Annotated in this window: 24 protein-coding genes; 8 read left to right on the top strand and 16 right to left on the bottom strand. The window is 67.4% G+C overall.

Features of this window, described 5'->3' with window-relative positions:
* Positions 1 to 415 precede the first annotated feature (415 nt).
* From ACTIEF_RS00695 to ACTIEF_RS00675, 5 genes are all read right to left on the bottom strand, one after another.
* Positions 416 to 1096: a Mov34/MPN/PAD-1 family protein gene (locus ACTIEF_RS00695; RefSeq protein WP_439470259.1), complete on the bottom strand. Its 681-nt coding sequence runs from the start codon at positions 1094 to 1096 to the stop codon at positions 416 to 418.
* 85 nt (positions 1097 to 1181) lie between these two features.
* Entirely contained in the window at positions 1182 to 1979 is a 798-nt protein-coding gene (locus ACTIEF_RS00690) for an enoyl-ACP reductase FabI (RefSeq protein ID WP_439470655.1), read from the bottom strand.
* A gap of 97 nt (positions 1980 to 2076) precedes the next feature.
* Positions 2077 to 3312, bottom strand: a complete 1236-nt coding sequence (gene fabB, locus ACTIEF_RS00685) for a beta-ketoacyl-ACP synthase I (protein ID WP_439470258.1) — start codon at positions 3310 to 3312, stop codon at positions 2077 to 2079.
* Positions 3313 to 3376: 64 nt separating this feature from the next.
* The gene (gene fabA, locus ACTIEF_RS00680; protein ID WP_439470654.1) at positions 3377 to 3901 is read right to left on the bottom strand and encodes a 3-hydroxyacyl-[acyl-carrier-protein] dehydratase FabA; all 525 of its coding nucleotides are present in this window, start codon (positions 3899 to 3901) and stop codon (positions 3377 to 3379) included.
* Positions 3902 to 4182: 281 nt separating this feature from the next.
* Positions 4183 to 4746, bottom strand: coding sequence for an SH3 domain-containing protein (locus tag ACTIEF_RS00675; protein ID WP_439470257.1), 564 nt, complete (start codon positions 4744 to 4746; stop codon positions 4183 to 4185).
* 44 nt (positions 4747 to 4790) lie between these two features.
* Here ACTIEF_RS00675 and ACTIEF_RS00670 point away from each other — a divergent pair, with 44 nt between their 5' ends.
* Complete coding sequence (locus tag ACTIEF_RS00670; protein ID WP_439470256.1) at positions 4791 to 5777, top strand: 2-hydroxyacid dehydrogenase; 987 nt, start codon at positions 4791 to 4793, stop codon at positions 5775 to 5777.
* Between the two features lie 86 nt (positions 5778 to 5863).
* Positions 5864 to 7897 (top strand): alpha/beta hydrolase family protein, encoded by a 2034-nt coding sequence (locus tag ACTIEF_RS00665; RefSeq protein ID WP_439470255.1) that lies wholly within the window; start codon positions 5864 to 5866, stop codon positions 7895 to 7897.
* Here ACTIEF_RS00665 and ACTIEF_RS00660 read toward each other — a convergent pair.
* Both ACTIEF_RS00660 and ACTIEF_RS00655 read right to left on the bottom strand, forming a co-directional pair.
* Positions 7894 to 8634: a HesA/MoeB/ThiF family protein gene (locus ACTIEF_RS00660; protein ID WP_439470254.1), complete on the bottom strand. Its 741-nt coding sequence runs from the start codon at positions 8632 to 8634 to the stop codon at positions 7894 to 7896. The two genes, ACTIEF_RS00665 and ACTIEF_RS00660, sit on opposite strands and share 4 nt — an antisense overlap.
* A gap of 39 nt (positions 8635 to 8673) precedes the next feature.
* A complete protein-coding gene (locus ACTIEF_RS00655) occupies positions 8674 to 9063 on the bottom strand; it encodes a BLUF domain-containing protein (RefSeq protein ID WP_439470253.1) in 390 nt (129 codons plus the stop codon).
* Positions 9064 to 9205: 142 nt separating this feature from the next.
* On the opposite strand from ACTIEF_RS00655, the gene hslV reads away from it, so the two are divergent.
* The 3 genes from hslV to ACTIEF_RS00640 all read left to right on the top strand — a co-directional run bounded on the left by hslV (position 9206) and on the right by ACTIEF_RS00640 (position 11799).
* On the top strand, positions 9206 to 9763 hold the full coding sequence (gene hslV / locus ACTIEF_RS00650; protein ID WP_439470252.1) for an ATP-dependent protease subunit HslV: 558 nt from the start codon (positions 9206 to 9208) through the stop codon (positions 9761 to 9763).
* A gap of 145 nt (positions 9764 to 9908) precedes the next feature.
* The gene (gene hslU, locus ACTIEF_RS00645; RefSeq protein ID WP_439470251.1) at positions 9909 to 11210 is read left to right on the top strand and encodes an ATP-dependent protease ATPase subunit HslU; all 1302 of its coding nucleotides are present in this window, start codon (positions 9909 to 9911) and stop codon (positions 11208 to 11210) included.
* Positions 11211 to 11277: 67 nt separating this feature from the next.
* Positions 11278 to 11799 carry a lipocalin family protein gene (locus ACTIEF_RS00640; RefSeq protein ID WP_439470250.1) on the top strand — a complete coding sequence of 174 codons (522 nt, stop codon included), beginning with the start codon at positions 11278 to 11280 and terminating at the stop codon, positions 11797 to 11799.
* On the opposite strand, the gene ACTIEF_RS00635 is transcribed toward ACTIEF_RS00640, so the two are convergent.
* On the bottom strand, positions 11793 to 12008 hold the full coding sequence (locus ACTIEF_RS00635) for a hypothetical protein (RefSeq protein ID WP_439470249.1): 216 nt from the start codon (positions 12006 to 12008) through the stop codon (positions 11793 to 11795). The two genes, ACTIEF_RS00640 and ACTIEF_RS00635, sit on opposite strands and share 7 nt — an antisense overlap.
* Before the next feature lie 49 nt (positions 12009 to 12057).
* Positions 12058 to 12288, bottom strand: a complete 231-nt coding sequence (locus ACTIEF_RS00630; protein ID WP_439470248.1) for a hypothetical protein — start codon at positions 12286 to 12288, stop codon at positions 12058 to 12060.
* A gap of 105 nt (positions 12289 to 12393) precedes the next feature.
* Between ACTIEF_RS00630 and mmcB the strand changes: the two genes are divergently transcribed.
* The gene (mmcB, locus tag ACTIEF_RS00625; protein WP_439470247.1) at positions 12394 to 12852 is read left to right on the top strand and encodes a DNA repair putative endonuclease MmcB; all 459 of its coding nucleotides are present in this window, start codon (positions 12394 to 12396) and stop codon (positions 12850 to 12852) included.
* Here the strand turns inward: mmcB and ACTIEF_RS00620 are convergent.
* The 6 genes from ACTIEF_RS00620 to rph all read right to left on the bottom strand — a co-directional run bounded on the left by ACTIEF_RS00620 (position 12849) and on the right by rph (position 17268).
* Positions 12849 to 13301, bottom strand: coding sequence for a COG3650 family protein (locus tag ACTIEF_RS00620; RefSeq protein WP_439470246.1), 453 nt, complete (start codon positions 13299 to 13301; stop codon positions 12849 to 12851). The two genes, mmcB and ACTIEF_RS00620, sit on opposite strands and share 4 nt — an antisense overlap.
* 62 nt (positions 13302 to 13363) lie before the next feature.
* A complete protein-coding gene (locus tag ACTIEF_RS00615; protein ID WP_439470245.1) occupies positions 13364 to 14323 on the bottom strand; it encodes a magnesium transporter CorA family protein in 960 nt (319 codons plus the stop codon).
* 30 nt (positions 14324 to 14353) lie between these two features.
* Positions 14354 to 14836, bottom strand: a complete 483-nt coding sequence (locus ACTIEF_RS00610) for a CHAP domain-containing protein (protein WP_439470244.1) — start codon at positions 14834 to 14836, stop codon at positions 14354 to 14356.
* Positions 14837 to 14948: 112 nt separating this feature from the next.
* Entirely contained in the window at positions 14949 to 16058 is a 1110-nt protein-coding gene (locus ACTIEF_RS00605; RefSeq protein WP_439470243.1) for an acyltransferase family protein, read from the bottom strand.
* Positions 16059 to 16094: 36 nt separating this feature from the next.
* Positions 16095 to 16460, bottom strand: coding sequence for a hypothetical protein (locus ACTIEF_RS00600; protein WP_439470242.1), 366 nt, complete (start codon positions 16458 to 16460; stop codon positions 16095 to 16097).
* 82 nt (positions 16461 to 16542) lie between these two features.
* The gene (gene rph, locus ACTIEF_RS00595; protein WP_439470241.1) at positions 16543 to 17268 is read right to left on the bottom strand and encodes a ribonuclease PH; all 726 of its coding nucleotides are present in this window, start codon (positions 17266 to 17268) and stop codon (positions 16543 to 16545) included.
* A 108-nt stretch (positions 17269 to 17376) separates the two neighbouring features.
* Between rph and hrcA the strand changes: the two genes are divergently transcribed.
* Together hrcA and grpE are read left to right on the top strand one after the other, a co-directional pair.
* The gene (hrcA, locus tag ACTIEF_RS00590; protein WP_439470240.1) at positions 17377 to 18447 is read left to right on the top strand and encodes a heat-inducible transcriptional repressor HrcA; all 1071 of its coding nucleotides are present in this window, start codon (positions 17377 to 17379) and stop codon (positions 18445 to 18447) included.
* Positions 18448 to 18479: 32 nt separating this feature from the next.
* Entirely contained in the window at positions 18480 to 19064 is a 585-nt protein-coding gene (gene grpE, locus ACTIEF_RS00585) for a nucleotide exchange factor GrpE (protein WP_439470653.1), read from the top strand.
* Positions 19065 to 19110: 46 nt separating this feature from the next.
* Here the strand turns inward: grpE and ACTIEF_RS00580 are convergent, their stop codons facing one another.
* Positions 19111 to 19545, bottom strand: a complete 435-nt coding sequence (locus ACTIEF_RS00580) for a hypothetical protein (protein ID WP_439470239.1) — start codon at positions 19543 to 19545, stop codon at positions 19111 to 19113.
* Positions 19546 to 19712 lie beyond the last annotated feature (167 nt).

Genomic DNA, 19712 nt, shown 5'->3' with positions numbered 1-19712 from the left:
CCCGTCCTCTACAACGGTTCTGGGCCGCCGGCCGTCGGGAGAGCTTTCACTCGGCGAGATGCCCGGTATCTCAATCCGAGGCGCGACCAGGGTTGTGAGCCAAATGAGAGTGTTCCGCAGGGCCGGGCAATCTTGGGAGTTCGCCCAAGTCGTCTCTTCGCCACTATCACCGACGACGTTGCGACGTGCTACGAACTCGATCCAAGGTGAGCCGTTCGGTAGGCGTATCTCTTGGCGCGGACGGATGAATATCTCGACGCTCTCTTGGACGTTGGAGTGTGTATCGCGGACTAAGTAGCCCGCGACCGCCGTCAACCCATTCACGCGCGTAGGTGGCGGTTCTTGTGGCTGCAAGGCGAAAGCCGGTGAGGCCAATCCAACCAAAACCGCGACAGTGGTCCAGGGGATGACAGCTTTAGTTGGGGCAGGGTTCCGCATTCGGGTTTACCTCCGGGCCAGGATTATTTTCGTCGCCCTCTAGATTGCTCTGATCGTAGACACGAATTTGCAAGCGCGCTTGTCCGCCCGGGTCAGTCCTTGTGCCCACCAAGTATAACCGGAACGCCGATGGGTCTCCGCCATTTGCGGCAATTTCCGGCTGCCAGAATTCCGTAAAATTAGTTCTATCGGGACCTGAGGGATAAGGTCCGCTTCCAGGGTGAGAGTGAATCAACCCAATGATATCGCCGCGGTTGATCCCGGTATCATCAGGTTGTACTTCGCCGCCCCTGTTTGGGCCGACAGCGATGTTGCCGAGCTGAATTCGCCCTGTGAGCGGGTTTCGGTAGATGACGAACGAGCGTTCGCGACCGTCCAGTAGCGGGTCGTCGGCGTCCTCCTGCATTCTCCTTAACGCTTCAGCCGCCGCCGCATCGGCATTCCAATCCAGCGCCGTTTCCGGATCGCTGCAAGGGTGAAGTGGGAGTTCTCCGCCGTTGGGATCGCCCTCTTCTGTCTCCAGAGGCTCGTCTGGCGGGATGTCGCTGTTGCCGCCCGAGCCGCCGCCACCTCCAGTGGGGAAACTACCTCCCGGGCGGCGTCGCTGGCCCACCGAGTAAATGTCGCCGAGGTCAAAAGGAGGGCCGGTGTCGGTCATCGCAAACTCCAGACGAAGGAGTGTTCGTCTGGATATGTGCAACCTATCCCTCTTGTTTCAAGCCCTTTAGGCGAGTGTTTTCGCCTTAGCCCTCGATGTCTTCCGGGAGACCAACCGCGTGGAAGCCGGCGTCGACGTGGACGACTTCACCGGTGGTGGAGCGGCCGAGGTCCGAGCAGAGCCACAGGGCGGCGCCGGCGACGCCTTCCATCGAGGTCTCTTCCTTGATCAGCGAGAACTGCGCCGACTTGGAGTGCAGGCCGCGGCCGCCCGAGATGCCGGCCAGCGACAGGGTGCGCATGGCGCCGGCCGAGATGGCGTTGACGCGGATGTTCTTGGGACCGAGGTCGCGGGCGATGTAGCGGGTCGCCGCTTCCAGCGCAGCCTTGGCCACGCCCATGGTGTTGTAGTTCGGGATGACCCGCTCGGACCCGAGGTAGGTCAGGGTGATCAGGCTGCCGCCGTTCGGCATCAGCTTGGCGGAGCGACGCGAGACGTCGACGAAGCTGAAGGCCGAGATGTTCATGGCCAGCAGGAAGCTGTCGCGGGTGGTGTTGTCGACGAAGGAGCCCTTGAGCTCGTCCTTGTTGGCGAAGGCCACCGAGTGGACGACGAAGTCGATGGTGCCGAAGGTCTTTTCCAGCTCGGCGAAGGCGGCGTCCATCGAGGCGTCGTCGGTGACGTCGGCCGGGATCAGCAGCTTGGCGCCGACGCTTTCGGCCAGCGGGCGCACGCGGCGCTCAAGGCTTTCGCCGAGATAGGTGAAGGCCAGTTCGGCGCCCTGGGCGGCCAGCTGGGAGGCGATGCCCCAGGCGATGGAGCTGGAGTTCGCGACCCCCATGATCAGGCCCTTCTTGCCCTTCATGAGGTCGCCCTTGGGCATGTCCCAGGTGGATTCGGCGGCCATTGGAGTCTTCCTTCTTGGGTGGCCTAACGCTCGCGACGCGGTCGCTCGCTGCTTGAGGCCAGGCGTTTCTTGATCAGGCTTCGAGTTTCGACAGGATCAGCGTGCCGTTGGTGCCGCCGAAGCCGAAGCTGTTGGACATGACGTGCTTCAGCGGGCCGTCGTGGCGCGCGCGGAGGATCGGCATGCCCTCGAACTCGGGGTCGAGGTTTTCGATGTGGGCGCTTTCGGCGGCGAAGTCGTTGTCCATCATCAGCAGACAGTAGATGGCCTCCTGCACGCCCGCGGCGCCGAGCGAGTGGCCCGTCAGCGACTTGGTCGAGGAGATCATCGGCAGGTTGTCGCCGAACACGTTGCGGACGGCGCCCATTTCCTTGCTGTCGCCGACCGGCGTCGAGGTGCCGTGCGGGTTCAGATAGTCGATCTTCGGATTGCCGGCCATTTCCAGCGCGATCTTCATGCAGCGCTCGGCGCCCTCGCCCGAGGGGGCGACCATGTCATAGCCGTCCGAGTTGGCGCCGTAGCCGGTGACTTCGGCGTAGATCTTGGCGCCGCGCGCCACGGCGCGTTCGTACTCTTCCAGCACCACGATGCCCGCGCCGCCGGCGATGACGAAGCCGTCGCGGTCCTTGTCATAGGCGCGGCTGGCCTTCGACGGGGTTTCGTTGAAGTTCGACGACATGGCGCCCATGGCGTCGAACATGTTCGACATGGACCAGTCGATGTCCTCGCAACCGCCGGCGAAGACGACGTCCTGCTTGCCCCAGGCGATCTGCTCGGCGGCCGCGCCGATGCAGTGGGCGCTGGTCGCGCAGGCCGAGCTGATCGAATAGTTGATGCCCTTGAGCTCGAACCAGGTGGCCAGAACGGCCGACGGGCCGGAGGCCATGGCTTTCGGAACGGCGAACGGCCCGATGCGCTTGGGCGAGCCCTTTTCCATCGTGGTCTGGGCGGCCTGCAGGATGACCTGGGTCGAGGGGCCGCCTTCACCGACGATCAGGCCGATGCGCGGGTCCTTGATCTCTTCCGGATCGAGGCCGGAATCCTTCAGCGCCTGTTCGAAGGCGATGTGACCCCAGGCGGTGCCGTTGGCGAGGAATCGGGCGGCGCGACGGTCGACGTGCGGCGCCCAGTCCTCGGCGGTGTGGCCCAGGGCGGGCGGGGCCCAGACCTGCGAGCGGAAGCCGTGGGTGGCGTGGTCGGCGGCGTGCTGGACGCCCGACTTCGCGTCGCGCAGCGATGCGGTGACTTCATCGGCTCCGGTGCCGATGGAGGAGACAATGCCCAGGCCGGTGACGACAACACGCCGCATGGCGGATTCCTTCCAAGTCTTTTTCAGGCGCCGCGTAGGCCGCGGTCTGGAGAATATAGGGGGCTTAGCCGGCGGCCGCTTCAGTGGTCGCGCCGAACAGGCCCACGCGCATGTCGTTGCAGGTGTAGATCACCTCGCCGTCGGCCTCGAGCACGCCGTCGGCGATGCCCATGACCAGCTTGCGATTGATCACCCGCTTCAGGTCGATCTTGTAGACGACCTTCTTGACGGTCGGCAGGACCTGACCGGTGAACTTGACCTCGCCGACGCCGAGCGCGCGACCCTTGCCGGGACCGCCGATCCAGCCGAGGTAGAAGCCGACCAGCTGCCACATGGCGTCCAGGCCCAGGCAGCCCGGCATGACCGGGTCGCCGATGAAGTGGCACTGGAAGAACCAGAGGTCGGGGTGGATATCGAGCTCGGCCTCGACATAGCCCTTTCCGTGGGCGCCGCCGTCGGCGTTGATGGCGACGATCCGGTCGAACATCAGCATCGGCGGGGCCGGCAGCTGGGCGTTGCCCGGCCCGAACAGCTCGCCCCGGCCCGAGGCCAGCAGGGCTTCGTAATCGAACGACGACGGATATTTCAGTTCGGACAAAGTCGATCTCTTCGCGGCGGGACGCGAAGCGCGCCCCGAATGTTGCCGTGGGGTTACACGAGCGGGCCGAAACGCTCAACTTTTTAACGGGGGGCGGAGGGTTCGGGGGGTGGCGTCCCTCTCCCCTGGGGAGAGGGTGGGGCCCGCCAACGCAGTCGGTGGGAGGGTGTGGGGCTTGGGTGGTGGGAGGCTGGGCGTGGGGTGATTTGAGTCAGGCGGGGCTGACTGCGTAACCCCACTCCCTCCCTCTCCCCATGGGAGAGGGTTGCGAGCTAGTTCCCGTTCCGGCCCGTCCCGGCGGGGCGGTCGGGGTTGCAGAGGGTGTGAGTCTGGGCGCCGAAGACGGCGCGTTGGGGGACCCAGCCGCGCATGCGGCGGACGCGGACCTCGCACCATTCGTCGACGCATTCGCTCAGCGAGACCAGCGAGCGGGGCGACAGGCGGGCGCGCATGGGGGAGGTGTCGGAGCGGCCGGCGCGGATCGGAATCTCGCGGTCCGAGATATTCATGACGCTGCGGCGGCTGGAGACGACGCTGCGGTGGACCCAGGCGACGCCGCCTTCGGGGTCGCAGATCTTTCGCCAGCCCTCGGTCTCGGCGATGACCTGAACCGGCAGGTTGGAAACCCCGTATTGCCACAGGATCGGATAGTCGAGGCCCGGACCCTGACGGGCGAAGACCTTGTCCGACTTGAGCGAAAGCCAGCGCGGGACGGGCTGGCCGCTGGGGGTCGGGCGACCGTCCGGCATCTGGCTCCCGGCGCCGGTCAGCACCGCGCAGCCGATCAGACCGACGATGGCCGCGAGGCGGTTCAGACGAGGAACTTTGCCAGACACCGGGAGGACCATTAAAGCCGGAGACGTGAAATCGAAGGCTCCGAATGTCCGCTCCCAGGCTTAAGGTCGTATTAACCAGACGCTTGCCCGACGCCGTGGAAACGCGGATGCGCGAGCTGTTCGACGCCGAGCTGAACCTGACGGATCGGCCGATGACGCGCGCCGAGCTGGAAGCCGCCGTGCAGCGGGCCGATGTGCTGTCGCCGACGATCACCGATGTGATCGACGCCGACCTCATTGCGAAGGCCGGGCCGCAGCTGAAGATGATCGCCAATTTCGGCGCGGGCGTGGACCATATCGACATCGACGCGGCGGTCGGGCGCGGCCTGATCGTGACCAATACGCCGGGCGTCCTGACCGAGGACACGGCGGATCTGGCTATGACCCTGATCCTCGCGGTGAGCCGCCGGATCGTGGAGGGCGCGCAGGTGATGCAGGAGGGCCGGTTCGAGGGCTGGAGCCCGACCTGGATGACCGGGCGCAAGCTGTGGGGCAAGCGGCTGGGCATCGTCGGCATGGGCCGCATCGGACAGGCGTTGGCCCGCCGGGCCAGGGCCTTCGGCATGCAGGTCCACTATCATAACCGCAAGCCGGTCTCGCCGATGATCGCCGAGGAGCTGGGGGCCACCTATTGGGACGATCTGGACCAGATGCTGGGGCGGATGGACCTGATCTCGCTGAACAGCCCGGCGACGAAGGAGACCCATCACCTGCTGTCGGCGCGGCGTCTGGCCCTGCTGCGGCCCGAGGCCATTCTGGTCAATACGGCGCGGGGCGAGCTTATCGACGAGGCGGCCCTGGCCGAGGCGGTGGCCCAGCGGCGGATCGCGGGCGTCGGGCTGGATGTGTTCGAGCAGGAGCCGAAGGTGCATCCGGGCCTGCTGGGGCATCCGAACGTGGTGCTGCTGCCGCATCTGGGCTCGGCGACGATCGAGGCGCGGCAGGACATGGGCGACCGCGTGATCGCCAATATCCAGACCTTCGCCAACGGCCACCGGCCGCCGGATCGTGTCATCCCCGCGATGTTCTGACCCGGTTCGACGAACCGCGCGCCATGTCCTCTTGACCGAACCGCCCCGCTTGGGTTGGGTGCCGCCGCTGGTTGTGGGGGATTACAGTGAAAACGGGTTTGAGCGAGGCGGCCCAGGCCGTGCTGTCGCGGCGCGGGCTGATGATGGGTGCGGGCGCCCTGGGGGCGGCGGCGCTGCTGCCGGCGCATCTGGCTTCGGCGCAGGAGGCGATCTCGCCCTACGCCATGGCCGACTTCTTCGGCGAGGCGGGCACGCGGGGCGTGGTCCTGTCGCCGTCGGGCAACCGCATCGCGGTGCTGGAGCAATTAGGCACCAAGGACGAGCCCAAGGGCGCCATCGACATCATCCAGGCGGATGCGCCGGAAGGCCTGCGCCGTCGGCTGGACCTGGGGCCGGTCGAGGTCAGCTATGTCGAATGGGCCAATGACGACCGGCTGCTGGTCGGCATCCTGATCCGCCGCGAGACCGGCCGCCGGTCGCAGGCGGGCACCAATTTCACCTCGGACAGCGTCGAGTTCGTGATGCGCCGGACCCTGTCTGTGCACGCCGGGACGGGCGCCATCGTGGTGCTGTTCAACGACCAGCGCACGCGGATGCGCAACACCTCCGACATGGGGCGGATCGTCGACCTGCTGCCGTCGGACCCGGACAACATCATGATGGCGGCCTGGGAGCCGGACGGGATCATGGCGCTGCACCGCGTCGACGTGAACACCGGCCGCGCCACCCTGATCGAGAAGGGCGTGGCGGGCACCTTCCAGTGGCGCACCGTCAACGGCGTGCCGGTCATGCGGCATGACATCAACCTGCACGGCACGATGGAGAGCATCCAGGTGCGGGCGCCGGGCGAGACCCAGTGGAAGCTGGCCCGCCGGTCGCGCTTCCGCGATGCGCCGGACTTTTACTGGGTGAGCGGCACGGACCGGCCCGGCACGGTGCTGGTGGCCGCGCGGCTGGAGAGCGAGGACGTGATGTCCGTCCGCGAGATGGACCTGGCCAGTCTGGCGGTCGGTCCGGCCATGAACGGGCGCGCGGGCAAGGATGTGCTGGGCGGGCTGACCGACTCCGCGGACAACTATCTGGGCGCGGCCTATTTCGGCGAGCGGCTGGAGTATGAGTTCGCCGATCCGGCGCTGATCCCGCACCACCGCGCCCTGAACCGCTTCTTCGACAACCAGTGCAACGTGGCCCTGACGGACGTGGACGCCGCGCGGAACCGCTTCATCGCCCGGGTGACGGCGGGCAATGAGCCGAGCAGCTGGTATTTCTACGATAAGACGGCGCGGGCCATCGTCAATATCGGCCAGTCAACGGCCCTATATCCGGACCGTCTGGGCGCGACCGACATCCTGCAGATCCCGACGCGGGACGGGGCGAGCGTCGAGGCCTATCTGACCGCGCCTCCGGGCGGGGCGCCGGGGCCGCTGATCGTGCTGCCGCACGGCGGGCCGGAAGCGCGCGACGAGCCGGGCTGGAACCGGCAGGTGCAGGTGCTGGCGGCGCAGGGCTGGTGGGTGCTGCGGCCGAACTTCCGCGGTTCGGGCGGCTACGGCATGGCCTTCGCGCGCGAGGGCTGGACCCGCTGGGGCGCCCGCATGCAGGAGGACATCGAGGACTCCGTCGCCCACGTCGTGGCCCTGAAGGGGCTGGATGCGACCAAGGTCGCCATCATGGGCACCAGCTACGGCGGCTATGCGGCCCTGATGAGCGCTCTGAAGCGGCCGGACCTGTACAAGGCGGCCATCGGCATCTGCGGCGTCTATGACCTGCCGGACATGCTGGGCTGGGTCGAGCGCGAGGACGATCTGGCGGGCAAGCCGATCTATGAGTTCTGGACCAAGCGGATCGGCGACCGCCGCACCGACGGTCCGGCGCTGGAGGCCGCCTCGCCGCGCCGCCGCGCCGCCGAGATCACCTGCCCGGTGCTGCTGGTGCACGGGGTGGAGGACACGGTGGTGCCGATCATCCAGTCCCGCCGGATGCGTGACGCCTTCCGTTCGGCCGGTCGCCCGGTCGAGTTGATCGAGGTCGCGGACTTCGGCCACGCGGACTGGGAGAACGACAAGGAGCAGGAGCTGATGACCCGCTACATCGCCCTGTTCCGTCAGGCCTTCGCCTAGGGCGCGGCGCACACCGGACAGTCGGGATCGGGGGCGACGCGGACCGTGCGCGCCGTCCCCGCCAGACCGTCGTAGAGCAGCAGGCGGCCCAACAGGGGCTGGCCCGCGCCGGCGATCAGCTTGATGGCTTCCAGCGCGGCCATGGCGCCGACCACGCCGGCCAGGGCGCCGATGACGCCGACGCGGCTGCAGGTCTCGGCGTCCGGCGGGCTGTCGGGGACCATGCAGCGATAGCAGGGCTTGCCGCTGAAGACGCCGACCTGACCGCTCCAGCGACCGAGCGCGCCGGAGACCAGAGGGAGGCCGTGGGCCACGCAGGCGGCGTTGACGCAGAAGCGGGTGGCGAAATCGTCCGTGCCGTCGATGATCACGTCGCAGCCCTCGATCAGGGCGGCGGCGTTGGCCTCGGTCAGGCGCTCGGGGCGGAGTTCCAGCGCGACATGGGGGTTTAGCGCGGCCAGGGCCTCGGCGCCGGCGACGACCTTGGCGCGGCCGATGTCGGCGCTGTCGAAGGCGATCTGGCGCTGGAGATTGGACAGGCCGACGGTGTCGTCGTCGATCAGACGCAGGGTCCCGACCCCGGCGGCGGCCAGATAGAGGGCGGCGGGGGCGCCGACGCCGCCCAAGCCGATCAGGCCGACGCGCGCGGCCTTCACCCGCTGCTGGCCGGGGCCGCCCACTTCGGACAGCACCAGATGGCGGGCGTAGCGCTCGATTTCGTCGTCAGAGAAGGTCACCCGCCCCAGTTAGGGGCTGTGGCGACGAAGGTCACGCCCTCAGGCGGCCTTGCGGACTTCGAGGATGGCCGAGGCCTCATGGGCGGTGAGGCGCGAGATCTCGCCGACGCCGATCCTGTGCAGCAGGGCCGAGGGGTCCGGGCAGACGCTGATCGGCTCGCGCAGGAGGCGCTGCGAGATCGGCGTATCCAGCAGGATTCGCAGGCCCGTGTGGCGGCGATCCGCCAGCAGGCGGCGCATCAGCCGGTCCAGGTCGGCGCGGCGGCCTTCCATGGCCTGAACGATATGGCCTCGGTGGAACATCAGCCCGGAGGTGATGTCGTCACGGCGATTGTTCATCTCCGATGCGCCCAGAATCTGGGCGATGGAGAGGGTGGAGACACCGGTAGCACCAACGGCTTCGCTGGCGTAGATCACGCGATGAAGCACGTCGCTTCCCTCATCCTGGATTTTCACGGGTACAATCGACCCTTATAACGGCGCAGGTTGGTCATAATATGGCTCTGCCGTACCATTGATTTCTCGCGCTTTTCGGCTTGCCGCGCCGCATTTCGGTCTCCATCTGCAACGGATGACGAACAACGCATCCTCATTCCCCGACTGGCACGGCACAACCATCCTTGCGGTGCGTAAGGGTGGCCGGACGGTCATCGCCGGCGACGGCCAGGTCTCGATGGGCCCGACCATCGTCAAGGGCGCGGCGCGCAAGGTGCGCGTGCTGGCCGGCGGCAGGGTTCTGGCGGGTTTCGCTGGGGCGACGGCCGACGCCTTCACCCTGATCGAGCGGCTGGAGGCCAAGCTGGAGCAGTACCCGGACCAACTCGCCCGCGCCTGCGTCGACCTGGCCAAGGACTGGCGGACGGACCGCTACCTGCGGCGGCTGGAGGCGATGCTGCTGGTCGCGGACCGGAACTCGATCTTCACCGTGACCGGCGTCGGCGACGTGCTCGAGCCTGAGCATGGGGTGGCGGCGGTCGGCTCGGGCGGCAACTACGCCCTGTCAGCGGCCCGCGCCCTGATCGAGAACACCGACCTGGATGCGGAGACCATCGCCCGCCGGTCGATGGCGCTGGCGGCGGAGATCTGCGTCTACACGAACGGGAACCTGACGGTGGAGATGCTGGAGTAGGGTGAGGGATTAGGGACCAGGGAGTAGGGATTAGAGCTGCGACGGAAACGCCTATCGCGAAGCGTCGCCTCTGTGCCCACATCTCTGTCCGGCCCCCGTGAACCCGATCCGCCTAATCCCCAGTCCCTAATCCCTAGTCCCTGAAATGACCGACCTCTCCCCCCGCGAAATCGTTTCCGAACTCGACCGCTTCATCGTTGGCCAGGACGACGCCAAGCGCGCTGTCGCCGTGGCCCTGCGCAATCGCTGGCGGCGCAAGCGCGTCTCCTACGACCTGCGCGATGAGGTGACGCCGAAGAACATCCTGATGATAGGGCCGACGGGCGTCGGGAAGACCGAGATCGCGCGGCGGCTGGCCAAGCTGGCCGGGTCGCCCTTCCTGAAGGTCGAGGCGACCAAATTCACCGAGGTCGGCTACGTCGGCCGGGACGTGGACCAGATCCTGCGCGACCTGGTCGAAGCGGCGCTGGTCATGGTGCGCGACAAGCGCCGGGCGGGGGTGAAGGCCAAGGCCGAGGGCGCCGCCGAGGATCGGATCCTTGATGCGCTGGTCGGGCCGGGCTCGCAGCCGGCGACCCGCGACGCCTTCCGCAAGAAGCTGCGGGCGGGCGAGCTGGACGACAAGGAGATCGAGCTGGAACTGGCCGATACGGCCTCGGCGATGCAGGGCATGGACCTGCCGGGCGGCGGCAATGTCGGGATGATCAACCTGTCCGAAATGCTGGGCAAGCTGGGCGGTGCGCGGACCAAGAAGGTCAAGCTGACGGTCAAGGACGCGGTCGCGCCGCTGACGACCGAAGAGAGCGACAAGCTGCTGGATCAGGAGAGCCTGACCGCTGAGGCCCTGTCGCTGGCCGAGAACGAGGGCATCGTCTTCATCGACGAGATCGACAAGGTGGCGGTGCGGTCGGAAGGCCGCGGCGCCGATGTCAGCCGCGAGGGCGTGCAGCGCGACCTGCTGCCGCTGATCGAAGGCACGACGGTGTCGACCAAATACGGGCCGGTGAAGTCGGATCATGTGCTGTTCATCGCCTCGGGCGCCTTCCATGTCGCCAAGCCAAGCGACCTGCTGCCCGAACTGCAGGGCCGTCTGCCGATCCGGGTGGAGCTGAAGGCCCTGACCCGCGACGACTTCAAGCGCATCCTGACCGAGCCGGAAGCCAATCTGATCCGCCAGAACCAGGCCCTGCTGGCGACCGAAGACGTGACGCTTGTCTTCACCGACGAGGCGGTCGAGGCCATGGCCGATGCGGCGGTGGCGGCGAACTCGGCGGTCGAGAACATCGGCGCCCGTCGCCTGCAGACCGTGCTGGAGCGGGTGCTGGAGGAGACCAGCTTCAAGGCCTCCGATCTGGCGGGCCAGACGGTGACCTTTGACGGCGATCAGGTGCGCGAGCGCATCGGCGAGCTGGCCAGGAACGCCGACCTGAGCCGCTACATCCTGTAGGGCGGGCGCATCCGTTTCCGGTCCCGGCGCGTAGGAGTGACGTCGGGGTCACAGGAGACGTTTCGCTATGGGTTCCCGTTCACTCGTTGTCGCCCTGATCACCGCCTGGGTGTTCTCAGCCGGGAGCGCCGCCGCGCAGGCGGTGGACATGGACCGTTTCGATGGGCGCTGGTTCGAAATCGCCCGCAGTCCCAACGATGTGCAGAAGGACTGCCGCCGGGCCCAGATCGACTTTACGGCGCAGGCGCGGGCGGACCGTTACGGAATCGTGGTGACCTGCACCCGCCGCGCTGATGGGGAGGTGGAGACCTTGCGCGCCAACGCCCGGGTGACCGATCCGGGCACCAACCGGAATTTCCGCTTCAGCCTGACCGGCCTGCTGAGTTTCGGCGGGCTGGCGGGGCAGAACTATCGGGTGCAGGCCCACGCCGACGACTACAGCTGGGCCATCCTGTCGCTGCCGAACCGGTCGGACTGGTGGATCTGGCATCGCAGCCAGAGCCCGTCGGCGGCGGTGCGGGCGGATCTGGTGCGGCGGGCGGCGGCGCTGGGACTGGAAACCGGTCAGGTGGTGCAGACGGGTCAGTAGCCGTCGCGGGTCGCCGCCATGGCCCGCGAGGGACCGATGTGGTCGGGCAGGGTCTCGACCGCCTGCAGGGCCGCGCCCGCGTCGGCGCGGGTTTCGGGCGCGCGGAAGACGTAGAGGCTGAGCAGGGCGACGAGCACCGAGAGCAGGGCGTTGATCAGCCAAACGCCGCCCTCGTTGCGATTCCGCTTGGCGCCCCGGTCCTCGACCATTCCTGCTCGCCCTCCCGGCGCGTCGTTCAGAATGGTTAATAAGACGTTGTTATGTCACCGGCAACGGCGAAGCCTGACTCCCGGTGGGCGAATTGGTGGATGATTTTTCTTGCGGCGCGGTCGCGGCGGCTTCGGTCTCTATCCGGGCGCGCTGGCGTTCGGCGCCGGCCTTGAGCACGACGGCGAACACCAGAAGGCCCGCCACAAGGGTCAGGGCCGCCAATAGCCACAGGCCGTTGGCGTTTCCACGGTTCCGTCGGGCGATCCGATCCTCGGCCATCGCCTTACCCCCTTGAAGAGGGCCCCCCGTCGGAGATCATAGCACAGGTCGTCTGTCGGCGCCCCGCCTCTTGAGTTGAGAACAGAGCCGGAACATAAAGGCTCCATGGCCGCCGCCGTCCTGCAGATCGATCTGGTTTTCAGCCGTCCCGACACGACGCTGGCGGTGACGCGCGGCGCGGCGCGGGTGATGCTGGATCTGGGCTATGCGCCGCTGCTGGAGGTCGGGCTGCCGAACGGGCGGCGGGCCGATGTGATGGCGCTGGGACCGCGCGGGGACATCATCATCGTGGAGGTGAAGTCCGGCCTGGAGGACTATCGCGTCGACCGCAAATGGCACGAGTACGGGCCGTTCTGCGACGCCTTCTATTTCGCCGTGGCGCCCGAGTTTCCCGAAGGCGTCCTGCCGGAAGAACCGGGGCTGATCGTGGCGGACGGCTTCGGCGGGGCTGTGGTGCGGGCGGCGCCGTCCAGTCCGCTGGCCCCCGCTCGGCGTAAGGCCTTGACCATCGCCTTCGGGCGGCTGGGGGCGATGCGGACGCTGAGGGAGCCGGTCGGAGGCTAGACGACCGGGCCGCTCTCGCCTGCGCGGGCCAAGGCGGCGGCGGAGGCTGCGCAGCCCATCAGGGTCTCGTCGCCGACCTTGACCAGGGCGGTCAGGGGATAGGTGCGGTCGCTCATGCCGTCGCTGCACTCGGTGGCGGTCAGGGTGACGTCGAAGGTCGTGCCCGCGCTGGATGCGGTCTGGAAGGTGGCGACGGTGCCCTGGATGCTGATCTCGGGACGCGGGGCGCGCTGCTCGGGGCGGTCAACGCCGCTGTAGACCAGTTCGTCCGCCGTCAGCTGGATGCCCCAGAAGGGCTCGGTGCCGGTCAGGCTGACCGGCTCGGCCAGATTGACCCCGGCCAGCACGGCGGCGGGCGCCGTTGGTTCGGCGGGCGCGGCGGGCGTCTCGCCGCCCTGCGAACAGGCCGACAGGATCAGGACGGAGGCGGCGAGGGCGAGCAGACGCATGGAGGACTCCGGCGAGGGGCGGGCAGAAGGCCCCGCCAGCCCGACGGGGTCAAGCGTCGCTTTTACAGCCAACCCTTATGCCGGAACCACAGGAGCGGCAGGATGGCCGAGATGACCATGGCCGCGAGGGCCAGCGGATAGCCGCCCATCCAGTGCAGTTCGGGCATGTGGTCGAAATTCGTGCCGTAGATCGAGGCGATCAGGGTCGGCGGCAGGAAGGCGACGGCGGCGACCGAGAAAATCTTGATGATCGACGACTGCTCGATGTTGATCAGGCCCAGGGCGGCGGAGAGCTGGAAATTGATCGAGGCGGCGACCGACTGGTTGTGGGCGGTCAGGCTTTCGACGTCGCGGCTGAGCGAGCGCAGGTGGGCGCGGGCCTCGCCGCTGTCGATCCGCTCGTCGATGGCGACGAAGGCGAAGACGCGGGTCAGGCCGGCGAGACTCTGCTCGATGCGGGCGTTGGCGATCTGAGCGCGGCCCAGCTTGGTGATCAGCTTCTCGAAGCCGACCGTCTTGCCGCCTGAGAAGACGTGGTTGGCGATGGCCTCCACCCGGGTGACGGTCTTGGACAGGATGTCCGAGGCGCGGTCGACCACCACCTCCATCAGGTGCAGGAACAGGTCGGGGCCGGAGCCGCACAGGCCGGGCTCGCGCTGCAGCTTGTCCAGCAGCAGGGCGAAGGGCTTGGGCTCGACATAGCGGACGGTGATCAGCGGGCCGGGCGTCAGGACGAAGGTGACGGGCTCTACGCCGGGGATTTCCTCATCGCCGCGCACGATGATGTCGGCGGTCAGATAGGTGGCGCCGTTCTCGCGATAGACGCGGCTGGAGGCCTCCAGCTCCTGCATCTCCTCACGGGTGGGAACGGCGACGCCCAGCGCCTTCTCGACGGCGGCGTCTTCCTCGCGGGTCGGATTGACCAGATCGATCCAGAGCACATCGGGGCCGATGACCAGCCCGGCGGGCTCCAGCACGGCGTCCTCGCAGGCCGTGCCTGTCGAGCGATAGAGGCGGATCATGGGTGCGGCCCCGTCAGAGGGGCCGGGGTGTCAGTTCTGACCGGCGGCGTGGGCCGGAGCCGACGCCATCTGGACGCCTTCAGCGGCGACGGGCGCCTGCTGATAGATGAAGCCGTTGGTCGGATAGACGGTCGTGCCCAGATCATTGATCGGGTTGTACCAGACCTTGACCGCCGTCCAATCATTACCGTCCGAGACGTCAACGACGGTGACGTTCTCCTCGACCTTGCCGCGGCTGCCGCCCCAGTTGGCGTGGGTGATGCGGATGACGCGATCGGTCAGCACTTCGGACACCACGGCGACGTGGCCGCGGCTCATGCGGCCGTTGGCCTCGAAGGACAGGACGGAGCCGGTGCGAGGGGTGTTGCCGGTCTGGAAGCGCCCTTGCGCCTGACGCCACCAGGTCAGGGCGTCGCCGAAGATCTGGATGCCCGAGAACATCCGGGCGAAGGTCACGCACTGCCAATAGGGCTCACCGGCATTCGCGGGGGCGGAGAAGCCCAGCGCAAACATTCCGAGGGTCGTCGCAACCGCGACGGCTTTGAGCCGTTTGAACATGCTGTGACTTTATCCCGCCGACGATGAAACAACCCGTAACGGATCGTGGCGGCGGTTTGAACCCCTGTCAGGCGAGTTCGGTGCGGGTTTCTGTCGTGGCTTGACCTTTGCCGTTGCGCTTCGCCAACCCGCGCAAAGCCTTGCGGGCCGGGCGTTCGACGAGGTGGTAGGTCAGCATGGCGGCGACCGGTATGGCGGCGACAATTCCCAACCACACAATGATGTGAAACCGCTTGTCCTCGGCCCCGGTGAGGCGCGCGGCGACGTTGGTCATGACCAGCAGGACCGGGGCGCAGACCATGTAGATCGAGTAGGAAATCTCGCCCAGATAGACGCCGAAGGGCGAGGCGAGGACGCCCGCCTGGGTGTTGCTCAGCGAGCCGAGGGCGAGGATCAGACCGCCCGCGAACAGGACGGTGATCGGGTCCCAAACGCCCAGCGAGGCGCTGGCGAGGATGCCGGCGCCGCTCACGAGGGCGACCAGACTGGCGTGCGGAATGGGGGCGCGGCGGTAGATCAGATACAGGGCGCAGCCCAGCAGGAAGCAGGGAACGATGCGCAGCGCGCCCCAGCGGAAGGTGGCCTCGGTCAGGGAGAAGCCCGCCAGCGGCTGGAAGGCGGCGTAGATGCCCAGAGCCACGGCGGCGGCCAGAACGGTGGCCAGCACGGGCCGGTTCCGCAGCCGCCAGGCCACGAAGGCGAAGGCCGGGAAGGTCAGATAGGCGAACCACTCCGCCGAGATCGACCATGAGGGGTGGTTGAAGGCCGACGACGGGGCCAGGCCCCAGGCGTGGGTCAGGGTGATGTGGGCCGGAAGCGCCCGCCAGTCGGTCAGGCTGTCGCTGACGGACAGGCCCGCGACCACGGCGCCGACGCCCAGCACGGCCATGCCCGCGAGCGTCACCAGATGCAGCGGATAGACCCGCGCGATCCGCGCCCAGAGGAAGCCCTTGTGCGAATAGCGATTCGTACCCGCCGCCTCGAGATAGACGTGGCTGAGGATGAATCCAGACAGGACGAAGAAGACCTCGACCCCCAGATAGCCCTTGGTGATCGCCACGGGCGTGAAGCCGACGTTGAGGTGCGGCCAGGCTGTGTAGAGCACCACCCAGGCCGCCGCGAGGAAGCGCAGGGTGGTCAGGGCGCGGAGATCAGCGGGTGTGGCGACGGGTGTCATGCCCGTGACCGTACACTCGCTTAAGTCGCGAAACCGTTAAGCGGTGCATTCCGCCGGTTTGGTCTCACCCGGCTTGTACAAGGCGCAGGAGCGGTCGATCTCGTCCTGGATCAGCTTGCAGGGGTTTTCGGGGTTGCACGGCGGGTGCGAGGCCGGGCTGACGGCCATGCAGCGGCGGACCAGCTCCATGGCGCCGTCCGAGCCCTGATCGAGTGTGCAGGACATGGAGGACGCCTCGGTCGGAGCGATGGCCTCTTCCTGCGGCGGGGCGTCGGCGGGCATGACCGGCTCGGGCGCGGCCTCGGCGGCCGGAGCGGGCGCCTCGGCGGTCTTTGAGCCCGTCTGTTCGCCACAGGCGGCCAGCAGCAGGACAGCGGCGGTCAGCAGGATCGGCAGGCGCATCGTCATCTCCCCATGACGTGGAGAAACGACGATGCCGCGTTTTGGTTACCGATAAAAGACCGCACGCCTTAATGGCGAAGCTTTAGCGGCCCAGCGCCGCCCGCTGCAGGGCGAACAGTTCGCCACAGCCGATCTCGGCCAGTTCGAACAGCCGATTGAACTCGGCGCGGGAGAAACCGCGCTTCTCGCCGGTGGCCTGGATCTCGACGATGGTCCCCGAGCCGGTCAGGACGAAATTGCTGTCGGCCTCGGCGGAGGAATCCTCTTCATAGTCGAGGTCCAGCACCGGCTGGTCATTGCAGACGCCGCAGGAGACGGCGGCGACCTGATCGAGGATCGGGTCGGTCTTCATCACGCCCTCGGCGCGCAGGTAGTCGAAGGCCGAGGCCATGGCGACCCAGGCGCCGGTGATGGCGGCGGTGCGGGTGCCGCCGTCGGCCTGGATGACGTCGCAGTCCAGCACCACCTGACGCTCGCCCAGCGCCTTCAGATCGACGACGGCGCGCAGGCTGCGGCCGATCAAGCGCTGGATTTCCTGCGTCCGGCCGGTCTGCTTGCCGGCGGCGGCTTCACGACGGCCCCGGGTGTGGGTGGCGCGGGGCAGCATGCCGTATTCGGCGGTGACCCAGCCCTGACCCTTGCCGCGCATCCAGCCGGGGACGTTCTCTTCCACCGTGGCGGTGACCAGCACCTTGGTATTGCCGAAGGTGACCAGGCAGGAACCCTCGGCGTAACGGTTCACGCCGGTTTCCAGCGTCACCTTGCGGAGTTGTTCGGGGGTGCGGTGGGAATGGCGGGGCGTGGTCATGACGGGAGTCCTTGGAAGCGGTCGCGCCGGTGATTATCCTGAAACCGTGAGCCTGTATGCCCCCGCCACCCGCTGGATCTTCCACCGCGCCCTCGCGGGCGCTCACGCATGACTTTCCTCAACCCCTCGCCCGGCCTGCCCGCGCTCGACCAGCGCGCCCGCGACATCTTCCGGCGCATCGTCGAGAGCTATCTGCAGACCGGCGAACCCGTCGGGTCGCGGACCCTGGCGATGAGCGGGGTCAGCCTGTCGCCGGCGTCGATCCGCAACACCATGCAGGACCTGACCATGGCCGGGCTGCTGGCGTCGCCGCACACCTCGGCGGGGCGGATCCCGACCCATGCGGGGCTCCGGCTGTTCGTCGACGGCCTGCTGGAGGTCGGGGACATCTCGACCGAGGAACGGCGCGAGATCGACGGGCGGCTGGCCGGGCGCGGGCGTAGCTTCGACGAGGCGCTGAACGAGGCGTCGTCCCTGCTGTCCGGTCTGGCGGGCGGAGCGTCGATCGTGGCCAGCCCGGTGCGCGACGCGGGCGTGAAGCATGTGGAGTTCGTGGCCCTGGGCCATGATCAGGCGCTGGCTGTGCTGGTCGGCGACGACGGCTCGGTCGAGAACCGGCTGATGCCGCTGAAGGCGGGGGTGACGCCCTCGACCCTGCAGGAGGCGTCGAACTTCCTGAACGCCCGGCTGCGGGGGCGCCCGCTGCATGAGGCCCGCACCGAGATGCGCACCGAGCTGGACGCCGCTCGCCGCGATCTGGACGAGACGGCGGCGCGACTGGTCGAGGACGGTCTGGCCGCCTGGTCGGGTGGAGTCGAGCGCGAGCGGGCACTGATCGTGCGGGGGCGCGCCAATCTGCTGCAGGACGCGGGCGCGATGGAGGATCTGGAGAAGGTCCGCGTGCTGTTCGACGATCTGGAGCAGAAGGAACAGCTGATCGGTCTGCTGGACGGGGTGTCCTCAGCCCAGGGCGTGCGCATCTTTATCGGCGCGGAAACGCGACTGTTTTCACTTTCGGGTTCCGCCGTCATCGCGGCGCCCTATATGAGCGGCCGACAGCGGGTGTTGGGCGCCATCGGCGTGATCGGACCCGCGCGACTGAACTACGCCCGTGTCATCCCGTTGGTGGACTATACCGCCCGGGTGCTGGGCCGGATGCTGGACGGACAAGAGACGTGAACGACACCCCCGACTACGAACCGGAAACCGAACTGGACGCCGCCATCGCCGCGGCCGAGGGCCTTGCGGGCGAGGATGATCTGGCTCCGCTGGACGCCGTGATCGCCGAGCGCGATCAGTGGAAGGATCGCGCCCTGCGCGCCGTGGCCGAGTCCGAGAACATCAAGCGCCGGGCCGAGACCCAGAACAACGACGCTCGTGCCTACGCCATCCAGAAATTCGCCCGCGACCTGCTGGTGGTGGCCGACAATCTGGAGCGCGCCATCCAGGCCGCGCCGAAGGACGCCGACGGCGCCGCCGCCGGTCTGGTCTCCGGCCTAGAGCTGACCCAGAAGGCCCTGTTCTCGGCCTTCGAGGCCAACAATCTGAAGCGCGTCGCGCCCGAGCCGGGCGAGATATTCGACCCGCACCTGCATCAGGCGATGATGGAGCAACCGTCCGACACGGTTCAGGGCGGTCAGGTGATCCAGACCCTGCAGGCCGGTTATGCCCTGTTTGGCCGCACTGTGCGCCCGGCCATGGTGGTGGTCGCCGCCAAGGGCTCCGGCGCGGCGGCGGGCAATGCGGCCTATGCGGCGACGGTCCAGACCGGCGGGAATTTCGACGGACAAGCTTAATCCCGAATTGGGGGAAGGGTCATTCCTGCCCCTTCCCCCCGGTTAGTCAGATCAGATCGAAATAGACCCTGAGCGACCGGTGGGTCGTGTCAGTTACCGCATAGCGACCTACGCCATCTTCCGCTTGGTTCCAGTCGTCCCAAGTGAACAAGAAGGCGTGTCGATCGCCTGTAACCGTACGCGTACGTTTTGTGACGCGGCCTTGGAAGTGGCCGTAGTTTTCAATGCCTGCTTGCTGCAGCAGGGTCGCATGAATCACCGGGCCATTTTCCGCGATGACTCTCAGGCCGGCGATGGTCTCGGGTGCGCAGCCTTCCATGAAAAGCTCCACTTCTCCAGGCGTCAGATCGACGACGTCGGACCAGTCGAACTCGCCGTTACCGGCGGATGCTTCCGTTCGTGGAAAGAGGGTCGACAGAATGTCGGCTCGAGTTGAGGGCTTGAGTCTGCTAAGATCGTTTTCGGTCAGCACGATGTGCATTGGTCGCTCCAATGTGGTTGTTGACGGGCCAGCCGGCTGCAACCGGCTGGCCCATTTCTTGGCTAGCGCGCAGTTGCGAGACTGTCAACTCAGCACGCGAGCTGTGGCTTGATCTGGTCAAATGGGATTTGGATTGGCCAAATCCGATTTCAAGTCCGATGACGTTT

It is taken from the genome of Brevundimonas sp. (assembly GCF_051858995.1).
In the GTDB taxonomy this organism is placed as follows: domain Bacteria; phylum Pseudomonadota; class Alphaproteobacteria; order Caulobacterales; family Caulobacteraceae; genus Brevundimonas.
The sequence above is the reverse complement of the archived record's forward strand: the minus strand, read 5'-3'. Positions and strand labels throughout refer to the sequence as shown.